Origin of the sequence: Nocardioides proteolyticus, from assembly GCF_051280635.3 — a bacterium.
Taxonomy (GTDB): Bacteria; Actinomycetota; Actinomycetes; order Propionibacteriales; family Nocardioidaceae; genus Nocardioides.
The window spans coordinates 24,230-46,617 of sequence record NZ_JBNBPO030000013.1 but is presented as its reverse complement, the minus strand read 5'-3'; the positions used below and the strand labels follow the sequence as shown (position 1 = coordinate 46,617).

General features: G+C 74.4%; 21 protein-coding genes and 4 tRNA genes. 8 read left to right on the top strand and 17 right to left on the bottom strand.

Annotated features, from left to right (window positions below):
• The first annotated feature begins 18 nt into the window (after positions 1-18).
• Complete coding sequence (locus tag ACPOLA_RS09710) at positions 19-207, top strand: DUF3073 domain-containing protein (protein WP_435770215.1); 189 nt, start codon at positions 19-21, stop codon at positions 205-207.
• 519 nt (positions 208-726) lie between these two features.
• Here the strand turns inward: ACPOLA_RS09710 and ACPOLA_RS09705 are convergent.
• Entirely contained in the window at positions 727-2,121 is a 1,395-nt protein-coding gene (locus tag ACPOLA_RS09705; protein WP_435770214.1) for a hypothetical protein, read from the bottom strand.
• A gap of 54 nt (positions 2,122-2,175) precedes the next feature.
• On the opposite strand from ACPOLA_RS09705, the gene ACPOLA_RS09700 reads away from it, so the two are divergent.
• On the top strand, positions 2,176-3,534 hold the full coding sequence (locus tag ACPOLA_RS09700) for an alpha/beta hydrolase domain-containing protein (protein ID WP_435770213.1): 1,359 nt from the start codon (positions 2,176-2,178) through the stop codon (positions 3,532-3,534).
• 21 nt (positions 3,535-3,555) lie between these two features.
• On the opposite strand, the gene ACPOLA_RS09695 is transcribed toward ACPOLA_RS09700, so the two are convergent.
• From ACPOLA_RS09695 to ACPOLA_RS09650, 10 genes are all read right to left on the bottom strand, one after another.
• A complete protein-coding gene (locus ACPOLA_RS09695; protein WP_435770212.1) occupies positions 3,556-5,655 on the bottom strand; it encodes an MMPL family transporter in 2,100 nt (699 codons plus the stop codon).
• A gap of 52 nt (positions 5,656-5,707) precedes the next feature.
• Positions 5,708-6,640 (bottom strand): RNA polymerase sigma-70 factor, encoded by a 933-nt coding sequence (locus ACPOLA_RS09690; RefSeq protein ID WP_435770211.1) that lies wholly within the window; start codon positions 6,638-6,640, stop codon positions 5,708-5,710.
• Positions 6,637-7,209 (bottom strand): carboxymuconolactone decarboxylase family protein, encoded by a 573-nt coding sequence (locus ACPOLA_RS09685; RefSeq protein WP_435770210.1) that lies wholly within the window; start codon positions 7,207-7,209, stop codon positions 6,637-6,639. Before ACPOLA_RS09685 ends, ACPOLA_RS09690 begins: the two co-directional genes overlap by 4 nt.
• Before the next feature lie 102 nt (positions 7,210-7,311).
• Entirely contained in the window at positions 7,312-8,121 is an 810-nt protein-coding gene (locus ACPOLA_RS09680; protein ID WP_435770209.1) for an alpha/beta fold hydrolase, read from the bottom strand.
• Positions 8,122-8,568: 447 nt separating this feature from the next.
• Positions 8,569-9,213, bottom strand: coding sequence for an MSMEG_6728 family protein (locus tag ACPOLA_RS09675; RefSeq protein WP_435770208.1), 645 nt, complete (start codon positions 9,211-9,213; stop codon positions 8,569-8,571).
• 22 nt (positions 9,214-9,235) lie between these two features.
• Positions 9,236-10,012, bottom strand: a complete 777-nt coding sequence (locus ACPOLA_RS09670; RefSeq protein WP_435770207.1) for an Fpg/Nei family DNA glycosylase — start codon at positions 10,010-10,012, stop codon at positions 9,236-9,238.
• A 16-nt stretch (positions 10,013-10,028) separates the two neighbouring features.
• The gene (locus ACPOLA_RS09665) at positions 10,029-10,919 is read right to left on the bottom strand and encodes an NAD(P)H-hydrate dehydratase (RefSeq protein ID WP_435770206.1); all 891 of its coding nucleotides are present in this window, start codon (positions 10,917-10,919) and stop codon (positions 10,029-10,031) included.
• The gene (locus ACPOLA_RS09660) at positions 10,900-11,655 is read right to left on the bottom strand and encodes a histidine phosphatase family protein (RefSeq protein ID WP_435770205.1); all 756 of its coding nucleotides are present in this window, start codon (positions 11,653-11,655) and stop codon (positions 10,900-10,902) included. Before ACPOLA_RS09660 ends, ACPOLA_RS09665 begins: the two co-directional genes overlap by 20 nt.
• 126 nt (positions 11,656-11,781) lie before the next feature.
• Positions 11,782-11,855: transfer RNA gene (locus tag ACPOLA_RS09655), tRNA-Phe, on the bottom strand.
• A gap of 65 nt (positions 11,856-11,920) precedes the next feature.
• Positions 11,921-14,596 (bottom strand): LuxR C-terminal-related transcriptional regulator, encoded by a 2,676-nt coding sequence (locus tag ACPOLA_RS09650; protein ID WP_435770204.1) that lies wholly within the window; start codon positions 14,594-14,596, stop codon positions 11,921-11,923.
• Positions 14,597-14,905: 309 nt separating this feature from the next.
• On the opposite strand from ACPOLA_RS09650, the gene ACPOLA_RS09645 reads away from it, so the two are divergent.
• From ACPOLA_RS09645 to ACPOLA_RS09635, 3 genes are all read left to right on the top strand, one after another.
• Positions 14,906-14,978: transfer RNA gene (locus tag ACPOLA_RS09645), tRNA-Glu, on the top strand.
• A gap of 93 nt (positions 14,979-15,071) precedes the next feature.
• Positions 15,072-15,148, top strand: a tRNA-Asp gene (locus tag ACPOLA_RS09640).
• Positions 15,149-15,252: 104 nt separating this feature from the next.
• On the top strand, positions 15,253-15,609 hold the full coding sequence (locus tag ACPOLA_RS09635) for a metallopeptidase family protein (RefSeq protein WP_435770203.1): 357 nt from the start codon (positions 15,253-15,255) through the stop codon (positions 15,607-15,609).
• Here the strand turns inward: ACPOLA_RS09635 and ACPOLA_RS09630 are convergent.
• Genes ACPOLA_RS09630 through ACPOLA_RS09620 form a run of 3 tightly spaced genes read right to left on the bottom strand, consistent with a single transcriptional unit; the run spans position 15,600 to position 17,298 of the window.
• The gene (locus ACPOLA_RS09630; protein ID WP_435770202.1) at positions 15,600-15,929 is read right to left on the bottom strand and encodes a fluoride efflux transporter FluC; all 330 of its coding nucleotides are present in this window, start codon (positions 15,927-15,929) and stop codon (positions 15,600-15,602) included. The two genes, ACPOLA_RS09635 and ACPOLA_RS09630, sit on opposite strands and share 10 nt — an antisense overlap.
• Complete coding sequence (locus ACPOLA_RS09625; RefSeq protein WP_435770201.1) at positions 15,926-16,318, bottom strand: fluoride efflux transporter FluC; 393 nt, start codon at positions 16,316-16,318, stop codon at positions 15,926-15,928. The genes ACPOLA_RS09630 and ACPOLA_RS09625 overlap by 4 nt, the downstream gene beginning before the upstream one ends.
• Positions 16,315-17,298, bottom strand: a complete 984-nt coding sequence (locus ACPOLA_RS09620; RefSeq protein ID WP_435770200.1) for an ATP-binding protein — start codon at positions 17,296-17,298, stop codon at positions 16,315-16,317. The genes ACPOLA_RS09625 and ACPOLA_RS09620 overlap by 4 nt, the downstream gene beginning before the upstream one ends.
• A 304-nt stretch (positions 17,299-17,602) precedes the next feature.
• Here ACPOLA_RS09620 and ACPOLA_RS09615 point away from each other — a divergent pair, with 304 nt between their 5' ends.
• On the top strand, positions 17,603-19,084 hold the full coding sequence (locus tag ACPOLA_RS09615; RefSeq protein ID WP_435770199.1) for an NAD(P)/FAD-dependent oxidoreductase: 1,482 nt from the start codon (positions 17,603-17,605) through the stop codon (positions 19,082-19,084).
• A gap of 42 nt (positions 19,085-19,126) precedes the next feature.
• Here ACPOLA_RS09615 and ACPOLA_RS09610 read toward each other — a convergent pair whose 3' ends face one another.
• A complete protein-coding gene (locus tag ACPOLA_RS09610; protein ID WP_435770198.1) occupies positions 19,127-19,822 on the bottom strand; it encodes a PaaI family thioesterase in 696 nt (231 codons plus the stop codon).
• 81 nt (positions 19,823-19,903) lie between these two features.
• On the opposite strand from ACPOLA_RS09610, the gene ACPOLA_RS09605 reads away from it, so the two are divergent.
• Complete coding sequence (locus ACPOLA_RS09605; protein WP_435770197.1) at positions 19,904-20,437, top strand: GNAT family N-acetyltransferase; 534 nt, start codon at positions 19,904-19,906, stop codon at positions 20,435-20,437.
• Here the strand turns inward: ACPOLA_RS09605 and ACPOLA_RS09600 are convergent.
• Complete coding sequence (locus ACPOLA_RS09600; protein ID WP_435770196.1) at positions 20,421-21,602, bottom strand: hypothetical protein; 1,182 nt, start codon at positions 21,600-21,602, stop codon at positions 20,421-20,423. The two genes, ACPOLA_RS09605 and ACPOLA_RS09600, sit on opposite strands and share 17 nt — an antisense overlap.
• Positions 21,603-21,779: 177 nt before the next feature.
• Here ACPOLA_RS09600 and ACPOLA_RS09595 point away from each other — a divergent pair, with 177 nt between their 5' ends.
• The gene (locus ACPOLA_RS09595) at positions 21,780-22,193 is read left to right on the top strand and encodes a Fur family transcriptional regulator (protein WP_435770195.1); all 414 of its coding nucleotides are present in this window, start codon (positions 21,780-21,782) and stop codon (positions 22,191-22,193) included.
• Between the two features lie 14 nt (positions 22,194-22,207).
• On the opposite strand, the gene ACPOLA_RS09590 is transcribed toward ACPOLA_RS09595, so the two are convergent.
• Positions 22,208-22,280 (bottom strand) — tRNA-Lys (locus ACPOLA_RS09590).
• Positions 22,281-22,388 lie beyond the last annotated feature (108 nt).

The window sequence follows — 22,388 nt, the reverse complement described above, 5'->3', positions numbered from 1 at the left end:
GCGAGGGGGCTGGACCCTATGGGCCGCGGCCGAGCGAAAGCCAAGCAGACGAAGGTCGCACGCGACCTGAAGTACCGCACTCACGAGACCGACCTCTCGGCACTCGCGCGCGAGCTCCATGGCGAGCCCGTGCAACGTGCTGACGAGGTCGACGAGCTCGAAGAGCTCGACAAGTGGTCGGACTACGCCGACCCCCACCGCGACTGACTCATCTCGCCGAGCGCGTCTCCGGCGCAAACCGGGGCAGCAAGCTGCCCGACGGCGCCTCCCGCCGCGCTGCCGGCCGGCTCATCTCGCCGAGCGCGTCTCCAGCGCATACCGGGGCAGCAAGCTGCCCGACGGCGCCTCCCGCCGCGCTGCCGGCGGGCTCATCTCGCCGAGCGCGTCTCCGGCGCAAACCGGGGCAGCAAGCTGCCCGACGGCGCCTCCCGCCGCGCTGCCGGCGGGCTCATCTCGCCGAGCGCGTCTCCGGCGCACACCAGGGCAGCAAGCTGCCCGACGGCGCCTCCCGCCGCGCTGCCGGCGGGCTCATCTCGCCGAGCGCGTCTCCGGCGCACACCAGGGCAGCAAGCTGCCCGACAGCGCCTCCCGCCGCGCTGCCGGCGGGCTCATCTCGCCGAGCGCGTCTCCGGCGCACACCAGGGCAGCAAGCTGCCCGACAGCGCCTCCCGCCGCGCTGCCGGCGTGACGCAGCACGTCTACCGGGTCCGCTGAGCCCAGCGCTGGTCAACGAGGGCGCATCACCACGACCTCGCCGTGGGTGCCGTAGCCGGCCAGCGGGCCGCCGTACGGCTTGCCGTTGAAGGTCAGCAGCAGCCAGTCGTCGTCGGCGCCCGGCGCTGGCGGGACCACGGTCGGCCACGGGATGTTGGTCGGGTACGGCGCCGCCAGCGCGCCGACCTCGGCGAGGTCGGTGTCGAACACGGGGTAGCGCCGCCGGGTGCGGCGCCGGTTGTCCCGGCCGTCGCTGGCCAGCACCCACCACCGGCCGTCGTGCCGCAGCAGCGTGGTGCCCTCCGTGGCCCGCCGGTCCGTCGCCGCGCCGTCGAGGGCGAGGTCGTCGAGATCAGGCCCGGACGCCAGCACCGGGTGGAAGTCGAAGAACCTCTGGGCGCTCACGTAGCCGACCAGCCAGCGGCCGTCGTCGGTCCGCGCCAGGTGCGGGTCCCAGACGCCGACCGACGGGCCGTCGGTGGGAAGGGAGAGCTCCCGGGTGGCCAGGAGATGCCGGCCGGTCGTGAGGTCGGCTTCGGTCTCGGCGAGGGTGACGCCCACGGTGGCGCCCCTGCGCCGCCGCTTGTCCGCCGGGAAGTCGGCCCAGGTGCTGGTCGCGACCAGCCACCGGTCACCGTCGCGCAGCAGGTGGGTGGCGTGGTCGCCGTACGCGCCGGCTCGGTCGGGGCGCCGGAAGAAGAGGTCGGCGGCATGTCGCAGCCGGGCCTCGCCCGGCTGCCACGACCAGACCGACGTATGCGCGGTGTCGAAGAACCCCGGCCCGGCACTGGTGGCGGTGACCAGGAGGCGCCCGTCGGGGCGGTACGGCGTGCCGTCGGCCCGGTTGACCACGCGCAGGTCCCGCAACCCGAGCTGGCCGAACCCTCCTGCGGTCCACCCCGTGACGGCGTCCGACGTCCAGCCGCTGACGAGCCCGGAGAGCCAGGCCGGGGCCCGCGGGTCGAGGCCCTCGGCGGCGTGGTCGAGCTCGCCGAGGTCGACCCGTCCCCGGACCACCCAGGCGCCGTCCTCGTGGCTGAGGGCGGTCAGCTGCCGCCCCGTGAGTGCCAGCGCCAGCCGGTCCGGATCGGTGGCGGCGCGGCCGTGCCGCCGGCTGCGGTGGGTGCTCCGCTGGCCGCCGGCCACCACCCACAGCGACACCGACCGGCCCTCGAGCCGCACGCCGAGCTCGGTGCCGTCCGCTGTGCCGAGCAGCACGGTGGTGGCCGCCGTCGCCGGCCGGCCGGGCCGCAGCGCCACCTCGATCGCCGCGAACGGGGCGAGATGGGGCGTCGGCGCGGTGCCGGACCGCGGCGCCGAGCCGGCGTCGTACTCCTCGGTGACGACGGGCACGCCGACCACCGCGACCGGGCGCTGGCGGTCGACGATCTCGAACGCGGGGAGCACGACGCGACGGTACTGGCCGGTCGGTCACGGGCACGACCCGCCATGATCGGGGCCATGACGCACGACCGGGTGACCTTCACGCCGCTCACCGGCGGCCACGGCATCGCGCTGACGGCGGCCCGGCCGGGGCCCGACCTCGCGGCTGCCGGCTGGGCCGAGCAGGAGTACGCCGCCGCCGGGACCGCCGTCCGCTACGCGGCCGACGTGCTGCCGGCCGACGGGCGGTTCGCGCTGCGCGAGGCGGGTGATGAGGCGGCGTTCGTCACCCGGGTGGTGGTGCGGAGGCCGGTGACCGCGGCGTTCAGCGGCACGCTGGTCGTGGAGTGGCTCAACGTCAGCAGCGGTGCCGACGCCGCGCCGGACTGGACCTACCTCGCCGAGGAGCTGCTGCGCCGGGGCCACGCGTGGGCCGGTGTCTCGGCGCAGCACAACGGCGTCGAGGGCGGCGCGGCGGTCGTGGCGGTGGAGGGCGCCGCGCTCCACGGGCTGAAAAGCGTCGACCCGGACCGCTACGGCGCGCTGGCCCACCCGGGCGACGCGTACGCCTACTCGCTGTTCACGGAGGTCGCCCGCGCCCTCGCGGGCGCGGCGGACGGCGGACCGCTCGACGGGCTCGCCGTGGAGCGGGTGCTCGCGGTGGGGGAGTCGCAGTCGGCCTACCTGCTGACCACCTACGTCAACGGCGTGCAGCCGATCACCGGTGCGTTCGACGGCTTCCTCGTGCACAGCCGGGGCGAGGTGGCCGCACCGCTCGGGGAGGCGGGACGCGGGGTCGACCTCGCCGCGGCCCGGGCGGCCGGCCGGCCCACCCGGCTCCGCACGGACCTCGACGTGCCCGTGCTCGTCGTGCAGGCCGAGGGCGACCTGTTCGGTCGGCTCAACTACCTGCCCGCCCGGCAGCCGGACGCCGACCGGCTGCGGGTGTGGGAGATCGCCGGAGCCGCACACGCCGACCTCTTCCAGATCGGTGAGTTCGAAGCGTTCCTGGGCTGCCCGGACCCGGTCAACCGGGGCCAGCAGGCGTACGTCGTGAGGGCGGCGCTGCGCCATCTCGACCGCTGGGCGCGGGGTGGGCCGGCGGCACCGTCGGCCGAGCCGCTCGCCGTCACCGGAGGCGACCTGGTGGTCGACGAGGTCGGCAACGCCCGCGGCGGCGTCCGCACCCCGGCGGTCGACGCCCCGGTGCAGGTGCTCTCGGGTCGGGCTGCGCCCGGCGCGTCGGTGATCTGCAGCCTGTTCGGGCGGACGCTGCCGATCGAGCCCGGGCTGCTGGCCGCCCGGTGGTCCTCGCGTGCGGCCTACCTGGCGGCGTACGAGGACGCGACGGACGCCGCGGTCGCCGCCGGCTTCGTGCTGCCGGAGGACCGGGCAGCGGTGCTGGCGGAGGCGCGGCCCGACCTGCTCCCCGGGTGAGCGGCGCCTCCCGAGCGCGGTTCAGCCCGCCCGCGTGGGCTCCGGGTCGGGTGCGGGCCGCCCGGCCGGCGTGATCGAGCGCGGCCACCAGAACCGGTCGCCCATCCGGATGGCGAGCGCCGGCACCAGCACCGTGCGCACCACCAGCGTGTCGAGCAGCACGCCGATGCAGACGATCACCCCGAGCTGGGCGAGCACCACCAGCGGCAGCACGCCCAGGACCAGGAAGACGGCGGCCAGGAGCACGCCCGCGCTGGTGATCACGCCGCCGGTCGCGGCCAGCGCCCGGAGGATCCCCTCCCGGTTGCCGTGGACCGGCAGCTCCTCCGCGGCCCTGCTGAGCAGGAAGATGTTGTAGTCGACGCCGAGCGCGACCAGGAACAGGAAGGCCAGCAGCGGGGCTCCCGAGTCGAGCGCCTGGAAGCCGAAGACCCCGGTGAAGACCCACCACGACGCGCCCATGCTGGCGGCGTACGTCGCGACCACGGTGACGACCAGCACGACCGGCGCGACGACCGAGCGGAGCAGCAGGCCCAGGGCGACGAGCACGAGCAGCAGGATGACGGGGAAGATGACCGTCCGGTCCCGGGCCGCGGCGTCGGTCTCGTCGATCGCCTCGGCCTCCTGGCCCACGACGTGGGCGTCGTACGGCGCGACGGCGTCGCGCAGCGCGCCGATCGCCTGTGCCGCCTCGGCGGAGCCCGGCTCGGCGTCCAGCACCACGGTGATGCCGGTGACCTCCTGGCCCTCGGCGGCGACCCGGGCCGTGCTCACCTGCTCGACGCCCTCGACCGCACGCAGGACCTCCGGCGCGGGGTCGGTGGTCACTACCTGGGTCGGCGAGGCGACCCCCGCCGGGAAGGACTCCGCGATCCGCTGCGCCCCGACGATCGCCTCCGGCTCGTCGAGGAACTGGTCGTCGACGTCCAGGCCGGTGTCGATCGCGAGCACGTTGCTGGCGAGGGCGGCCAGCACGACGACCGTCCCTGCCGCGAAGGCGGCCGGGCGCCGGCCGACCGCGTGGCCGAGCCGGTGCCAGACCGTCCCGCCCTCGGCCAGCGCCGCCTGGCCCGTCCGGGGCACCCGGGGCCAGAAGATCCAGCGGCCGAAGAGCACCAGCGCCGCGGGCAGCACGACGAGGGCGAACGCCGCCGCCACCACGATCCCCGCGGCACACGCCACTCCCAGGCCACGGGTGGTGGGGGTCAGCGACAGCAGCAGGGTGAGCACCCCCACCACGACGGTCGCGCTGCTGGCGACCACCGCGTGCGCCGTACGGCGGACCGCGCGGGCCATCGCGGCGTGCCGCGACTCCTGCTCCTTCAGCTCGTCGCGGTAGCGCGAGATCAGCAGCAACGCGTAGTCGGTGCCGGCGCCGAACACGAGCACCGACAGGATGCCCACCGTGGACTCGTCCCACGCCATGCCGAGCCCCGCCAGCACCTGGGTCGCGAGCACCGCGGCCAGGCGGTCGGCGACGCCGACGACCAGCAGCGGGACCAGCCAGAGCACGGGCGAGCGGTAGGTCACGACCAGCAGCACGGCCACCACCGCCGCGGTCACCGCCAGCAGCCGGACGTCGGCACCCTGGAACACCTCGGCGAGGTCGGCGCGGATCCCGGCGGGCCCGGTCACCAGCGCCTCGACGCCGTCGGGCAGGTCCTGGCCCACCCGGTCGCGCAGGTCAGCCACCTGGTCGGCGACCGCGGACGCGGAGCCGCCCTCGACCGGCACCACCGCGATGGCGGCGGTGCCGTCCTCCGCGGCCATGAGCACCGGTGGCCGCCCGCGTCCACCCTCGCCGGCGCCAGCACCGTCGGCACCGTCGTCACCGCGCCCGGTCGGCACCGCGCCGAGCTGGGTCGCGTGCCGCTCCAGCCGGGGCAGCAGGTCGGTGATCGTCCCGCCGTCGGTGCGGGCGTAGACGACCACCGTCGTGCTCTCCCCGGACTCCGGAAGCCGCTCCTGCATCACCACGCCGGCCGTGCTGTCCGCGCCGTCCGGCAGCGAGTCGGTGGGCTGTGGCGTCCGCTCGGCCTCGCCGAGCGCCAGGATCGCCACGACCGCGGCCACCAGCGGTCCGAGCGCGACGAGCCATGCCCACCGGGGGGAGGTGATCATGCCCCGAGGATGCCGGACCGGCCCAACGCGCGCGCCGACCCGGGGGACCGGCTCAGCGCTCGAGGCTCACCGGATCGCCTTCGAGGTGCGCCAGCTTCGCCGGGTTGCGGACGAAGTAGATCTCGGTCACCAGGCCGTCGTCGACCCGGACGCTGGCCACGACGTCCAGCTCGCCGCCGGCGAGGATCAGCACGCCGGGTGCGCCGTTGACCTCGGCGACGTCGAGGGTCATCACGGTCTCGGCCTGCTTGGTCATCACGCCGAACATCCAGCGCAGCACCTTGTCGCGGCCGGTGATCGGCCGCAGCGCGGCCTGCTTGACCCCGCCGCCGTCGGAGAGCAGGACCACGTCGGGCGCCAGCACGTCCATCAGCTGCTGGATGTCGCCGCCCTGCGCGGCAGCCAGGAACCGCTGCAGGACCTGCTCGGCGTCCGCCTCGACGGTCCGCCTCGGCCGCCGCGCCTGGACGTGGCTCCGGGCCCGGCTGAGGATCTGCCGTACGGCGGCCTCGGACTTGCCCACCGACGCCGCGATGTCGTCGTACCCGAACCCGAAGACCTCGCGGAGGAGGAAGACGGCCCGCTCCGTGGGCCGCAGCGTGTCGAGGACGAGCATCATCGCCATCGACACCGAGTCCGCCAGCTCCACGTCCTGGGCGACGTCGGGCGCGGTCAGCAGCGGCTCCGGCAGCCACGGGCCGACGTAGGTCTCCTTGCGCCGCTGGATGCTGCGCAGCCGGTCGAGGGCGAGGTTGGTGGTGATCCGCACCAGGTAGGCCCGCGGGTCCCGGACGGCCGCGGCCTTCGCGGCGTCCCCCGCCACGCCGTCCCAGCGCAGCCACGCCTCCTGGAGGACGTCCTCGGCGTCGTGGGCGGAGCCGAGCATCTCGTAGGCCACGGTGAAGAGCAGGTTGCGGTGCTCGGCGAAGGCGTCCCGCAGCCCGGGCCCGGGCTCGTCCGCGTGGTCGTCGGCGTGCTCGCTCACGTGGCCAAGGGTGCCAGCTCGCACCGCTCGGCGAACCCCTGCGTCGCCAGCCCCATCGCGCTGTTGAGCCGGCTGCGCTGGTTCTCGAGGGCCACGAAGTAGGTCAGCTCCACGACCGCCTCGACCCCGAGCCGGTCGACGAGCGCCTGCACCATCCGGTCGTCGGTCGCCGGCGGCGTCACGGTCATCGCCTCGGCGTAGGCCATCACGTCCCGCTCGAGGTCGGTGAACACCGTGGACTCCCGCCACACCGGCACCTGCCGCACCTTGGCGACGTCCAGCCCGTCGTTGTGGGCGAGGTAGTAGCCGAAGTCCAGGCACCAGCTGCAGCCGATCACCGCGGCGCTCGCCATCAGCGCGTACGACTTGAGGTCGGGGTCGAGGGCGTCGCACCGGGCGGCCTTCGACTCCGCGGCCATGACCGCCCGGAACACCTTCTTGTTGTGCCACAGCACGTAGGCGTTGTCGGGTACGTCGCCCCAGGTCCGTCGCGCGTAGGCGGCCACCAGCCGCCCCTGCAGACCGCCGAGCTCGCCCTTCGGCACGCGGAACCGGCTCTGTGTCGTCATCGTCGCCTCCATCTCGCGGGGCCCGAGGTCCGGGCCCGGTCGAGCATGGAGACGTCGGCCGCCTGCGATCTGTGACAGTCGGCGGAACCGGTGCCGGAGCCGTCAGAGCCGGGCGAGGAAGGCCTCGATCTCGGTCGTCGTCTCCAGGGGCGCGCTCAGGTTGGGGCAGTGACCGGCGGCCTGCATCAGGACCAGTCGCGCCTCGCGGATCCGCGCAGCGACGTGCCGCCCGACGGACTCGGGAGCGATCGCGTCGTCCCGACACTGGAGCACCAGCGTCGGCACGTCGATCCGCGGCAGGAGGTCACGGGTGTCGCTCAGGAAGGTGGCCCTCGCGAAGGCGAGTGCCATCGCGGGGTCCATCCGGCAGAACACGGCGGTCAGCTCCTCGCCGAGCGCGGGCCGGTCGGGGTTGCCTACGATCACCGGTGCCATGGCCTGCGACCAGCCGGTGAAGTCCTTGGCCACCGCCGCGAGCAGGCCGTCGACCTGCTCCGGGGTGAATCCGCCGACGTAGTCACCGTCGTTCAGGTACCGCGGCGAGGGAGCGACGAGGACCAGGCCAGTGACCCGGTCGGGAGCCGCGACCTGAGCCATCGCGCCGATCATCGCGGACACCGAGTGCCCGACGATCACCGCGTCGCGCAGGTCGAGCTCGTCGAGCAGCGCCACGAGGTCGCCGGCATAGCCGTCGAGGGTCGAGTAGCGGTCGGGGTCCCACGCCGACAGGTCCGACCCGCCCGCGCCGACGTAGTCGAACAGGACGGTGCGGTAGCGGTCGGTGAAGTGAGGCGCGACGTGGCGCCACATGGTCTGGTCACAGCCGAAGCCGTGCGCGAAGACGACGGGCCGACCGCCCTCCGGGCCTGCCACGTGCACGTTGAGTCGGTCGCTGATCGTCGAGGTCTGCATGCCTTCTCCCGTGGACCGGTAGGTCCTCGTTGGGGTGGTCGGCGCATCTCGAGCGTCCGAGGTCGGTACCGATCATGCCTCGCCGGGCGCGCTAGGGCCAGCGGGCGCGGTGCGCACTCCCCGGCGCGGCCGCCGGACCCGGGCGCGCGCGGTGGATCTCAACCGGCCGGGCCGCGGACCAACCGGGGACCAAGTCGGGACCAAATGGCTCACGCGGCGTTCCGGACGGCTGTCGAGCGCTGCGAACGTACGGCGCAGCATCCAACGCTGTCGGGTCGTTTCGGTCGGCCGCACCCGAGCCCTGCCACTCGGCGGCGGCACCATGATCGCGCGGTCGCGCAGGCGTCGTACGACCTGAGCCGCCGTGGCGGGCGGTGAGCCGGACCCGGGCCTGGGTCCGGCTCACCGTCGTTCGACGCCGGCCGGGGAGGCAGGAACCGGTGGAGCTCAGCCCTGCTCGGGTGCCTCGTCCTGCGCGCGGCGGGCGGCGTTGCGCCGCCGCGTCTGCCAGGCCTTCCGCGCCGCCCGGCTGCGCCTGCGGTGCAGCCGCTCCGCCTCCTCGATCCGCCGGGCGAGGGCGCGCTCACGCCGGCGTACCTCGTTGTCGGCACGCCGCTGCTCGGCTGCGACCGCCGCCGCGGAGCGGACCGGCCACACGTAGGGCAGGTCGTCCGGGACGCCGGGGAAGAGTGGCGCGTAGTGGGCCGGGTCCTTGCGGACGAGCGCGGACTGGTGGCTGCGGTGCAGCGCCTCGTCGCCCAGCCACGGCGGCAGGGCGCCGGCGGCCGCGAGCTGCTGCTCGGAGCGGACCGTGGCGACGCCGGCCTCGCGGAGGTCGGTGGCGATGGTGAGGGCGCAGGTGTCGCCGAACCCGAGCTCGGTCCAGACCTCGCAGCAGGTGAAGCCGTAGCGTCCGAGCGCCTCCTCGTAGCCCTTCCACATCAGCACGGCCGGGTGGTTGGCCCAGCCGTAGCCCGGCCTGGTCAGCGCCCGCACCACCTGGATCGTCTCGACCCGCTGCTTGCCGAGGCGCTTGGCGTCCAGAGCGCGTGCAGAGCGCTCGAACGACGGGTGGGGCAGGAACGTCTGCACCCCACCAGCGTGCGGGGGAGGGTCAAGCGGGCTGCTCCACCGGACAGTGGTACGACGTCCGTCCCCCGACCGTGCCGACCACGACGGCTGCCCCGCAGTCCCGGCAGCGCTGCTGCTGGTAGACCCTCCGTGCGCCGGCCTCGGGCACGGCGAGCCGGTCCGGGACGTCGACGGTGACGATCCGGCCATCCTCGACCGCGCGGGACATCATCGCGACCAACATGTCCCACAGCGTGTCGAGCTCCACCGGGGACAGGGACCGGCTGGAACGCGCGGGATGGATCCCCACGGCGTGCAGTGCCTCGTTGCGGAAGACGTTGCCGACGCCTGCCAGGACGCCCTGGTCGAGCAGGGCCGCACCGATCGGACGGCGGTCGGCGGAGAGCGCGGCCAGGGCGGCGGCGACGTCCGCGTCGGCCCGCAGCGGGTCGGGGCCGAGCCCGGCCACCACCCGCCGCACACCGTCGTCGTCGAGCAGCTCGCAGGTGCTGGGCGCGATCAGGTCCCAGGCGACCACGTCGGTGGCGAGCCGCAGCCGGACCTGCTTCCGTGGACGAGCGGCGGGATCGTCGTACCGCAGGAAGATGCCACGCATGCCGAGATGGACGTGGATCGTGCCGGCGCCGTCGGTCATCAGCAGCAGGTGCTTGCCGTAGGCGTCGGTGCGGTCCAGCACGGCGCCGTCGACGGTGGCCGCCTGGAGCGCGAACCGCCCCTGCGGGGAGGAGACGCGCAGGGCGGTGCCGCGCAGCTCGGCGAGGTCGCGGGCGAGCCGGTGGATCGTGTGTCCCTCGGGCATCTCCCTCCCCTGCGGATCAGCCCAGCTCGGAGAGCACGACCGGCACCTCCGCCGGCAGCTCCCTCGCGAGGTAGCCGACGGTGCCGACCGACGCGGCCAGCCGTTCGCCGCAGCGGGCGTGGACGTAGGCCGCCCACACCGCCGCCTGGGCAGGTCCTGCGCCCCGGGCGAGCAGGCCGGCCACGATGCCGGCCTGCACGTCGCCGGAGCCTGACGACGCCAGCCCCGGACCGCCACCCTCCAGCAGCCAGGCCCGGCCCTCCGGCGTCACGACCTGCTTGCTGGTGCCGCCACACACGACCACCACCCGGCTCCGCTCCGCCACGCGCGCGGCGACGGCCAGCGGATCGGCGGCCACCTCGTCGTCCGCGACGTGGGCGGTGCGGGCGAGCTCCGAGGGGTTGACGGTGACCACGGCGCGCCCCTCCAGGTGGTGGAGCCCCTGCGGCCGCTCGGTGAGGTAGGCCGAGCCGAGTGCGTCGAGCACCAGCGTCGGGGTCGTCGACGGAAGCACGCGGTCGAGGAGCTCGACGGCGTGCTCGACGTCGACCAGGCCGGGCCCCGCCAGCAGCACGTCGACCTGCTCCACCTGCTCCACGACGGTCGCCGCCTGGTCGAGCCCGATGGAGCCGGAGGCGTCGGCCGCCAACGGGACCAGCGCCGCCTCCGGCAGGACCGATCCCAGACCCGCGAAGACGCTGTCCACGGTCGCGACCGCCACCTTCCCGGCTCCGGCCCGCAGCGCGCCTTCGGCCGAGAGGCGTACGGCGCCGGGTGACCGGGTCGACCCGCCCAGCACGAGCAGGCGTCCACTCGCATCCTTGTCGGCGCCCGGCTCGGGCAGCGCCCAGTCGCGCAGCACCGTCGGGGTCACCACCCGCGGTGTCTCAGCCGGCACGGTCGTCACGCCCCGGCTGAGGCTCCTCGCGCGTCATGTCGGCCTCGGTCCCGCTGCCGACGGCGCTGGTGTCGGCGAACGAGTCGAGCTCGAGGAGATCGCCGGCCCGGCGATAGCGGGTCATCGAGGCGTTGGGGATCTTGACCTCGCGGTCGAGCTCGAGCAGCTCCGGCTCGGCGATCGCCTCGAGGACGTAGCGGAAGGTCATGATCACCGCCTGGTGGGTGAAGAGCCAGACCCGCTCGCCGTCGTACCCGAAGCGGAGGTCGGTGAGCAGGCCGCGGACCCGCTGGGCCACGTCGGCCCAGCTCTCGCCACTGGGCGGCTGGTAGTAGAACTTCCCGAGCCGCTCACGCCGGGATGCCTCCTCCGGGTGCCGAGCGCGGATGCCGGCGCCGGTGAGCCCGTCGAGGACCCCGAGGTCGCGCTCGCGGAGCCGCTCGTCGTGGCTGATCTCCACGCCGAGGCCCTCCACCGCGAGCGCCGCGGTCCCCGCGGCGCGGCGATAGGGCGAGGAGATGACCACGGTGGGTCGCTCCTCCTCCGGTCGCTCGTCGAGCCAGTCGCGCAGGGCACGGGCCTGCTCCCGCCCGGTGTCGGAGAGCTCGACGTCCGCGTCGCGCGCGTTGAGGTCGAGCTCCTCGGCACCGGCCTGCCGCGCCTCGTGGTCGGCCCGGTTGCCCATGCTCTCCCCGTGCCGGACCAGCACCAGCTCGGCCGGTCCCGCCTGCCATCTGGGTCGCATCCCGCCTCCTGTCTCGCCGGTCGCGGTACCCCGAACGACGGGAACGCACCCGGGACCGGAGGACGGTCCGCACGCGAGAGACACGAAGGGCCCCACCGTCTCCGGCAGGGCCCTTCGCTCACTCGGTGGGCAGGGGCGGGGTCGAACCGCCGACCTTCCACTTTTCAGGCGGACGCTCGTACCAACTGAGCTACCTGCCCGAGCAGGGCCACACCTTACCGGAGGGAGGGGGTGCCGCCGAATGCGGGACCCACCAGCCGCCCCGTCAGCCCGAGCCGGGCGGCCTGCTCTGCAGCAGGCCGAGCCGCCGCGCACGCAGCAGGGCCGCAGCGCGGTCGTGCACGCCCAGCTTGGCGTAGACCGACACCATCTGCTTCTTGACCGTGTTGACCGAGACGCTCTGTGCCCGGGCGATGCCCGCGGCCGTGGCGTGGCGGTCCATCTCCCGCAGCACCACCAGCTCCCGGGGCGTCAGCCGGACCAGCGACACCGACTCGGGGTACGGCCGGCGCTGGCCGGCGAGCCTTCGCCGTACGTCGGCCGGGAGGTCGAGCCCGCTGGCCGTGAGGAGCTCGTCGAGCCGTTCGGGCCCGAGCAGCAGGTAGGGCTCGAGCCCGCCGGTGTGTGTCCCGAGCGCGTGCGCGCGGCGGAACTCCTCGGTGGCCGCGGGGAGGTTGCGCTGGGCGTGGAGCGCCAGCGCGCAGATCATGTGCAGCTCGAACCGGTCCCGCGCCGGGACGGCGTCGTTCCAGACCCCGGACCGCGCCACCCGGACCGCTCGGGCCGGGTCGCCGGTGATCAGGTGGAACCGCGCTGCCGGGGCGAACAGCCACGGGATGAGCTGGACACCACGGTCGAGCAGCCCTCGTGCCCGGTCGACCTCGCCGAGCGACAGCAGGAGGTCGGCCTGGCAGCGGTCGTGGAGCTGGCGGCCCAGGCCGTCGGCCGCACCGATGCGACGCGAGTGGACGTCCGCGAGGTGGTCGATCCGGGCCAGCATCGTCACCGGCTCGCCGAACAGCACGGCGTGGCGCACCCAGGCCAGCAGCAGCACCGGCCACATGCCGTTGTAGTCGGAGCTGAGCGAGGTGCCGGCGAGCTCCTCGGAGGCGGTGGCCTCGTCGAGCTCGTCCATCGCGATCATCGCCCGCGCAGCCCGTGCGGGCAGCTTGGCCAGCGGCGCGGCCCAGTACGCCGACAGGTCGGCCCGGCCGTGCACCTCGAGCCACCGCTCGGCCTCGGGGCGGTGCCCGCCGGACGCGCTGAGAGCGGCCAGGAGTCCGGCGGTGCCGGTGCCGACGGGTGAGCGGGGTGCCGCCTCGTACGCCGCGACGGCCATCCGATGGGCGTCGCCCGGCCTGCCGGCGAGGAGGTAGGTCGTCGCGCACTGGAAGTGGGTCCACGCGGCCTGGTCGGCGGGCACGGGGGCGTCGACCGGTCGCCGGCTGGTGAGCGCCTCGAGTCGCCCCGCGGTCAGGACCGCCTCGTCGAGCTGCCCGTCGTTGCGCTGGGCGACGACGGCGGCGACGAGCAGGTCCACCAGGTCGGCAGTGGGCAGGTCGGGGTCGCCGGAGCTGAGGAAGCGGGCGCCGACGTGCGCGTAGTGGCGCAGCATCGTCTCGACCAGCGTCATCCAGTCCGCGCCGGGTGCCGTGCGGCTCAGGGTGGCGGCGAGCGCCGCGGGCACGGTCAGTGCCGCGAGGTCGGCGGCCGCGTAGCCGCCGTACGCGACCTGGAAGGCGTCGCGGTCGCTGGCGAGGAGGGTCCAGCCATGCTCGCGCCAGAGGTCGGTCAGCAGGCCCCAGTCCTGGGCCGCCCGGGCGTGCCGGGCGAGGCGGCCCAGCTCCGCCGGCGTGGCGCGGTCCGAGAGCACCAGCGCGACCGTGCGGTGGGCGGCGATCGCTGTCCGGGGGTCGCGGATCTCCAGCTCTCGTCGCAGGGTGCGACGGAGCAGGGTCGGCAGCACCCACCGCGGCTGGCCGTCGGTGCGGGCGGTCGGCCAGAGGAGTCCGCGCTGCTCGAGCCTCAGGACCGCATCGGGAGCCTCGTCGTCGGGGGCGGCGAGCAGGCGCCGCGCGAGCAATGGGTCGAGGTCAGCGGGCACCGAGAGGCGCATGGCTGCATCCAGCAGGCCGTCCTCGAGGACCTGGGGCAGCACCTCGCGGCGCAGGAAGTCGTCGGCGGCGTGCGTCGCGAGATCGTCGCCCCAGCAGGGAGTCGCGTCGAGCACCAGCCGCAGGGGCAGCACCCAGCCGCCGACGGCGTCGTAGAGCCGGGCGGCCGTCGCCTCGTCGAGGCGGTGTCCCCACGCGGCGGCGAAGGCAGGCAGCTCGTCGGGCCGGAGGGCGAGATCGGCGGGATGCACCACGTTGGACTCCACGTCGTGGCCGGCGGCCGCTTTGAACGGGTGCACGGGCCGGCACCGCACGACCAGGTGCACCGTGTGCACGCGCGCCAGCGACATGAGCGCCGCGGCGGAGGCCGGGGGCAGGCGGTCGGCGTCATCGACGACCACGATCACCGGTTGGTCGGCCGACGCGAGCTGGTGCAGCCAGCGCTGGTCGTCGCGGTGGCCCGCGCCGCGCCGGTCGGAGGTGACGGCGCCGGCGCGACCGAGGGCGTCGCGAACGCGATCGAGCAGCTCGTCCTCGCCGGGTGCGTCCGCCACCCTCAGCCAGGCGACCCGGCGGCCGGCCGCCCGCTCCTCGCGGGTCCAGCCGGCCAGGAGGGTGCGAGCCCCGAACCCGGGCAGCGACTCCACCACCGTGAGCGTCGCGAGCCGCGCGAGCCGCCGGGTCAGGTGCGGCCGGGCGACGTACGACGTCGGGAGCCGCGGGATGTCGTCGGCCCACGGCGCCGGTGTGGCCGGGTCCCGGATCGGGGCCCGCCCTTGGTGGCGGAGCGGGTGGTCGGATGCTGTGCGACAGCTGATGTCGGTCATGGGGGGTCATCTCCACGAAGCGCGCAGCCGTGACGGCCACAAACCCCCCTGTGGCGGCGCCTGCCCGAGCCCGCGCCCCGTATCGCTCGGCAATACGTGGATGACGTCGCCGGCTGACCGCTCCGGCGGTGTCGGCTCCATTCTGGTGACGGTTCCTGTCAACCGCAGGCGAATCGCGGACCAAGAGCGGACCAAGTCGGACCAAGCCGGCCGTCCGCCGGCGGTCCGCCCGCCGTCCGCCGGCCGATGAGCCTGCCGCCGCCACCGCGACTATGCTGGCGACGCCGCCGGGGCGCGTCCGGGCGGTGGGCCCCCATCGTCTAGCGGCCCAGGACACCGCCCTTTCACGGCGGGTACGCCGGTTCGAATCCGGTTGGGGGTGCGGAGGCGCTCGGCCGCCCTCGCCGATTGGGAGGCGCAGGAGACGATGGGTTAGAGTTCCACCGCTCCGCCAGTCACCATGGCGAGGCAACCTGGCCCCGTAGCGCAGTTGGTTAGCGCGCCGCCCTGTCACGGCGGAGGCCGCGGGTTCGAGTCCCGTCGGGGTCGCCAGCACGCCCGGACCGTCAGGTCCGGGCGTCGTGCGTTTTCTCCCTCCTCCTGCGTCCTTCCTGCGCCCTCCCTGCCTGCGCCCTGCGCCCTGCCACAATGGCGGCGTGCCGGTCGAGATGGGTCCCGAGGAGTTCGACGCGCTCGTGGACCAGGCGCTCGACGAGATCCCCGAGGAGCTCGCCCGGCTGGTGCACAACGTGGTGGTCCTGGTCGAGGACGAGCCACCGGAGGACGAGCCCGACGACCTGCTCGGGCTGTACGACGGCGTGGCGCTGACCGAGCGCGACGGCACCCTGCTGCCGCAGCTGCCCGACCGGATCTTCCTGTTCCGCCGCCCGCTGCTGGCGATGTGCGAGGACGCCGAGGACCTCGCCCGCGAGGTGCGGATCACCGTGGTGCACGAGGTCGCCCACCACTTCGGCATCGACGACGCACGGCTGCACGAGCTGGGCTACGCCTGAGCGAGCCAGAACCCGACGGCGCACGCGGCGAGTCCGCCGACGACGGTCACCGCGGCGTAGGCGGCGCCCCGCACCGCGCCGAGGTCGCGGGTCTGCACCGCGAGCGAGGAGTAGGTCGACAGGCCGCCGCAGAACCCGGCGCCCACCAGCGCCAGGGCCGCTCCCTGGACCGACCACCCGACGCACGCACCGAGCAGCAGGCTCGCCATCGTGTTGGCGGCCAGCGTCCCACCGGGCCACCTGCCGTCGAGGTGCTGCGCCAGCAGGTAGCGCAGCGCCGCGCCACATCCGGTGCCGACGGCCACGAGCGCCGCGGTCACCGCTCGTCCTCTGCGGGAAGGGCCGGCGCGATCCGCCCCACCGCGACCACGGCCAGCGCGCAGGCCGCGGCCGTGCCGAGCAGGTAGGCGGCAGCCAGCGCGGGACGGCCATCGGCCAGCAGGTGGCGTCCGTGCTCGGAGGTGGCGGAGAAGGTGGTGAAGCCGCCCAGCAGGCCGGGACCCAGCGCCGCGGCCCACACCGGCGAACGCCGGGCCGCCGGCACCAGGAGCAGCCCGGCCAGCAGTGCGGAGCCGACGACGTTGACCGCGAAGGTGGTCCACGGAAAGCCGTCACCGTCGGGCGCGGCCAGCCCGGCGGCGTACCTCAGCAGCCCACCGACGCTGCCCCCCGCGGCCACGGCGAGCAACAGCCGTGGAGCCGTCCTCACGTGGCGATGCTCGAAGGGGCGCCGCTGCCCGCCCCGCCCTGCCACGGCACCGGCGGCGCGCCGGCGGCCTGGCGCCGGAACTCCCCCAGGAACCAGATCTGGAAGGCCCGCTGCTCGGGCGTGCGGGGCGCGGTGAGCAGGCGCTGGGCACGGCTGAACTCGTCGGCGGCGTCGAGGAGGTCGATCAGCCCGCCGATCTGGCGGGCCGCCTCCCGCGGCATGCGCAGGCGCAGGTCGATGGTGGCCTGGCCGTCGCGGCGGGCGGTGTCGACCTGCTCCCGGCCCATGTTGGCCCGCAGTGGGCGCTCGAGCGCGTTGAAGTGGTCGGAGAGCACCTTCGCCAGGGGGTAGTCGTCCTGGTGGGCGAGGGCGAGCAGCCGGATCTCGCGCCGCAGGTCGCGGTAGTGCCGCTGGAAGCGGCCGAACTCCAGCGTCGGGACGCCGTTGATCTGGACCGCGACCTCGCCGACCCGGGTGTGCTCCTCCGGCATCGGCGGCACGCTGTGCGTCAGCTGGTAGGGCGCCCCCGCGGACTCGGAGAGGCCTCCGGACGGCTCGAACCAGACGGCCTTGCCGTCCTCCTCGATCTCGGCTCCCCAGGCCACCGAGGCGCGGGCGACGATGTCGAGGCCGCGCCCGACGGTGGTCAGCGCGGCGAGCTGCTCGGGGTCCAGCGTGTCGAAGGTGTCGAGGTCGAACGCGTCGAGGTCGAAACCGCCGGCCTCGGTGGCCGGCTGCGGCGCGATCGTGGACGCGTCGTGCACCTCGAACCGGGGATGCTCGGGAGTGCCGCGGACCTGCATCCGGATCGGCGGCTCGCCGTGGAGCACCGCATTGGTAACCAGCTCGGAGATGGCGAGCTCGGCACACTCGCAGAGGTCATCGCGCCCGAGTGCCTGGCACACCCGGACGACCCAGCGGCGCGCGTCCTGCACGCTGCGCGGGCCGGGGCCCAGCTCCAGGGTCTGCCGGTGCGGCACGTCTGCGGCCTCCACGGGGTGTCAGCGCCCGAGTCTGTTTGTCTTGTCGGTGTCCTAGGTCCGATCCTGAGGGCGATACCCCTCGCGAAGACCCCCTAAACCAGCTCGGTCGAAGAACTTTTACCCGGATCCGGTTCCGGCCCGGCGAGCCCTGTGACGGACCAGACGGCTGCCCGGGTTGGGCGGCTTGGGCGGGTAGCGGAAGAATGGACCAGACGGACCCCGAGGTCCGGCCCCGGTCGTAGGTCGAGACGCGGCCGACCGCACCTCTCCCACAGCTCGTCGAAGCTCACAGGAGGAAGCCATGGCAGCAGGCGACGGAACACCGGACCGAGCGCTCGTCCGCCGGTCCGACCGGCACCAGGTCGTGGTGATCGGATCCGGGTTCGGCGGCCTCTTCGGCACCAAGGCGCTCCGCAGGGCCGACGTCGACGTGACCATGATCGCGAAGACGACCCACCACCTCTTCCAGCCGCTGCTCTACCAGGTCGCGACCGGGATCCTCTCCGAGGGCGAGATCGCGCCGCCCACCCGGGAGGTGCTGGCGACGCAGAAGAACGCCCAGGTGCTGCTCGGTGAGGTCACCGACATCGACCTCGAGCGCCGCCTGGTCACCTCCCACGTGCTCGGGCGCGAGCTCGTGACGCCGTACGACTCGCTGCTCGTGGCCGCCGGGGCCGGGCAGTCCTACTTCGGCAACGACCAGTTCGCCGAGTACGCCCCCGGCATGAAGAGCATCGACGACGCGCTCGAGCTGCGCGGCCGGATCTTCGGAGCGTTCGAGATGGCCGAGCTCGGCGCCTCCCGCGGCGAGAACGTCGACCACCTGCTGACCTTCGTGGTCGTCGGCGCCGGGCCGACCGGCGTCGAGATGGCCGGCCAGATCGCCGAGCTCGCCCACCGCACCCTCACCCGTGACTTCCGCGCGATCAGCAGCCGGCAGGCGCGGGTGATCCTCGTCGACGCCGCGCCGCAGGTGCTGCCGCCGTTCGGCGCCAAGCTCGGGAGGTGGACCCAGGAGAAGCTCGAGGGCCTCGGCGTCGAGGTGATGCTCGGGGCGATGGTCACCCAGGTCGACGAGCGCGGCCTCGTGGTGAAGTACAAGGACGGTCGCGAGGAGCGCATCGAGGCGGTCGCCAAGGTGTGGGCGGCCGGCGTGCAGGCCAACCCCCTCGGCAAGATCCTCTCCGAGCAGACCGGCGCGCCGCTCGACCGGGCGGGCCGGATCGCGGTCAACCCCGACCTGACGCTGCCCGGCTACCCCGAGGTCTTCGTCGTCGGCGACATGATCGCGCTCGACAACCTCCCCGGCGTCGCGCAGGTCGCGATCCAGGGTGCGAAGTACGCCGCCAAGGAGATCGACGGCCGGCTCAAGGGCAAGCCCGGGCAGCCGCCGTTCAAGTACTTCGACAAGGGCTCGATGGCCATCATCAGCCGGTTCCGCGCCGTGGCGATGGTCGGCAAGCTGCGCCTCACCGGGGTGATCGCCTGGCTGATGTGGCTGGTCGTCCACCTCTTCTACCTGACCGGCTTCAAGAACCGGGTCACCGCGGTGCTGCGGTGGGCGGTCTCCTTCATCGGCACCGGCCGGTCCGAGCGCACCGCGACCGAGCAGCAGATCTTCGCGCGGGTGGCGCTGCAACGGCTGGAGCGGGGCGCCACCGACCTGGTCTCCGAGCCGGGGCTGCACGACGACGAGGCCGAGCGGCGCCGCGAGGAGCTGGAGGCCCAGGCGATCGAGGAGGCGCGGCTCAGCGACGAGAACAAGCGGGGCGTCAAGGTCTAGGCCGACCCGCCGGCCGTCCGGCCAGCCGGCCGGCGGGGATCGCTACTCGAAGATCCGCAGCCCCGGCACCGGCGGCACGTCCTCGCCGCGCTGCGCCGCCGCGAGCTGCTCGCGCACCTGCCGCGGCAGGATGAAGACGCCCTCCGCCTCGGCGGTCACGCCGTCGGGCCCGATCAGGTGGCCCTTGGCCCAGGTCTTCACCTCGTCGTACCGGTCGATCCAGGCCTCGGCCCGCAGGTCGCCGAGCGGCGTGCCCCTGCGGTAGACGATGGTCAGCGTGCCGGTCATCCCGGGCCTGCCGCCCGCGCCGACGGCCTGGCCGAGCATCTGGTCGAGCACCAGCGAGACGACCCCGCCGTGGACGAGTCCCGGCGGGCCCTCGTACGCCGCTCCGCAGTGGAAGTCGCTCTCCGCGCGCCCTTCGGGACTGCTCCGTACGACGAGCGGCGGGGCGATCGGGTTGCGCACGCCGATCACCGGGTTGCCCCAGGGCCGGCGCCGTCCGTTGGGCCGGTGCAGCACGCCGAGCGTCGCAGGCAGCTGCTCCTTGCGCAGCCGCGCGACGACGTCCTCGATCTCGGCCTGGGCGGCACGGATCTCGTCCTCGCCGACGGCGGTGCGGACGCTCGCGTCGACCAGGTCGCGGACCGCCTGGGCGAACGGGCGCCACAGCGCGGCCTCGCGCTCGATCTCCTCGCCGGGGGTGTCGTCGGGTGGAAACGGCGGGAACGCCTTCATGGCAGCAGAGTAGAACACGTTCTAGAAGGTCTGGAGAGAACCCGGTGGCGACCGCGGTCCGTGGCCTGATGGGATGCCGCCATGACCTCGCTGGTGGTGCCCGACGTCCGCTGGTGGCAGAGCTGGGCCGCCACGATCGACGACTTCGGGGGCACGGCGGACCTGCACGGCTCCGGCTTCTGGAACCTCGACCACGACCCGGTGCCCACGGAGGCGGGGTGCGCTGAGTTCGTGCTGATGACCGAGCTCACGTCGCAGGCCGACCTCGACGGCACGCGGGTGCCGTCGTCGTACTTCTGGGTCACGGCGGGCGCAGGCGAGGAGGGCGACGAGGTGATCGGCTTCCTGCACCTGCGCCACACGCTCAACCGGTTCCTGCTCGAGGAGGGCGGGCACATCGGCTACTCGATCCGGCCGTCGTCACGCCGACAGGGTCACGCCAAGGCTGCTCTCGGCCTCGGCGTGCAGCGCGCGGCGGCGCTCGGCATCGACCGGGTGCTCGTCACCTGCGACATCGACAACCCCGCGTCGCGGCTGACGATCGAGCGCAACGGCGGCGTCCTCGAGGACCAGCGGAACGGCAAGCTCCGCTACTGGATCACCGCGCTGGGCTGACCGCGTCGGCGTCCTGGCTCTCGGTCGCGTCCGTCTCCTCGTCAGCCACCGGCCGCTGCGCCGCCGGGCGCAGGTCGGGGCGGACGCGGTAGAGCGCCGTGGTGAACCAGTGCGGATCCACCATGCCGGGCGAGATCACGACCAGCGGGAGGCCGTGCCGCTCGACGAGCACCCGCCACCGACGTTGGCCGGGCTCACCGACGATCGCGATCGGGGTGTGCTGGCTGGCGAGGTCGACGACATCGGTCTGTCCGCCGCGCCGCACCGTCAGCTGTCCGCGCCGGATCGACAGACTCGTGGTGGTGCAGCCGGCGCGCGCGGCCCACACGACCAGGGTCAGCACCGCGAGGGTGACCGCCATGCCGATGGTGGCGACGCTCCGGTCCTCCCAGGCGAGGTAGGACGCCCCGGCGGTCGCGGCCAGCGCGAGCAGGAGGATCAGCGACAGCGCGCGACGCACACCCGAGCGCGGGGGGAAGTCGGCGTCGGTGGTGGCCTGCTGGGCGGTGAGGTTGTCCACCGGCTCGGTCCAGCGTCCGACCTGCACGGTCGCGGGCGGTACGTCGGCGGGCCGGGCGACCGGCGGAGCGGCCGCGGGAGGGGTGGGCCGCGGTCGCGGCTGCCACGTGCTGTGCGCGGTCTCCGGCGCCGTCCGCGGCGCGGCGGCGGGCCGGGGGCGGTCGGTGGGTTGGGCGACGGGGTCGGCGTGCAGCGCGTCGAGGACGGCCTTCGCGGCGTCGGCGCCGGCGGGAGGGGGCTCGGCCGCCGGCGTCGCGGGAGCCTCGACCCCCAGGGCGGCGAGGACCGATCGGCCTGCGTCGACGCTGTCGGGACCGGCGGCGGGACGCGGCGCGGCGTGCCGGGGACCGGCGGCATGGCGCGGCCGCACCGCGGTGGGTGTCTGCGCCGCGGCGCCGTGGTCGCTCGTCATGTCCTCTGAACGAGCGGAGGGGGCCGGAGGCGACGGGTCGGCCGGAGCCGCCGCTGACGGCTCCGGGGGCGGCTCGGGGGACGGCTCGGGGGACGGCTCGGAGGGCGGCTCGGGCGCAGCCACGCTCCCGCGGGGCGTGCCGACGATCCGGACGTCGTCGGCGTACGTCGCGCGCTTGGCGAGCCAGGCACGGATCGACTCCGTGTCGGGCCCGAACTCGTCATTGCTCCCCATGACGAAGTCCTCCCTCTCCCTCTCCCGCCAGTCAGGGTAACCCCGGTCCGCCCTCGGCGCCGCCGCGTTGACTGGACCGGTCGGCACGGGCGGGCGGCGGTCCCCACGGTGGGCAGGTCGGTGAGTGCCTTGCCGCGCGCTAGATTTGAGACCGATTCCCGACTCCACGGAGGTCTGGTGACCGGCACCGACGAACGTCCGACCGCGCTGCGCCCGACGCGCCAGCGGCTGGCGATCACCGACGCCCTGCGCGAGGCGCCCGACTTCCAGAGCGCCCAGGAGGTCCACGACAGCGTGCGGCAGTCGGGGGAGAAGGTCGGTCTCGCGACGGTCTACCGCACCCTCCAGGCGATGGCGGAGGCGGGCGAGGTGGACGTCCGCCACAACCCGGCCGGCGAGGCGACGTACCGGCGTTGCAGCCCGTCGCACCACCACCACCTGGTCTGCCGCTCGTGCGGCCGCACCGTGGAGATCACCGGCTCCGCCGTGGAGAAGTGGGCCCACTCGGTCGGCGAGGACCACGGCTTCTCCGACGTCAGCCACACCGTCGAGCTGGTCGGCCTGTGCGCGGACTGCAGCGGCCGCGGGTGAGGGTTCTCGTGCGGTAGGCCCCGTGGGACTCGAACCCACAACCTAAGGATTAAAAGTCCTCAGCTCTGCCAATTGAGCTAGGGGCCCGGGCAGCGGTCGGGCGATCGGTCCCGGCGAGAGCGACCTCTCCTGTCCCGGGACCGTGCACGGTCCGTGGCCGGTCCTCAGTATGCCGGGTCGAGACGGGCGGGATGG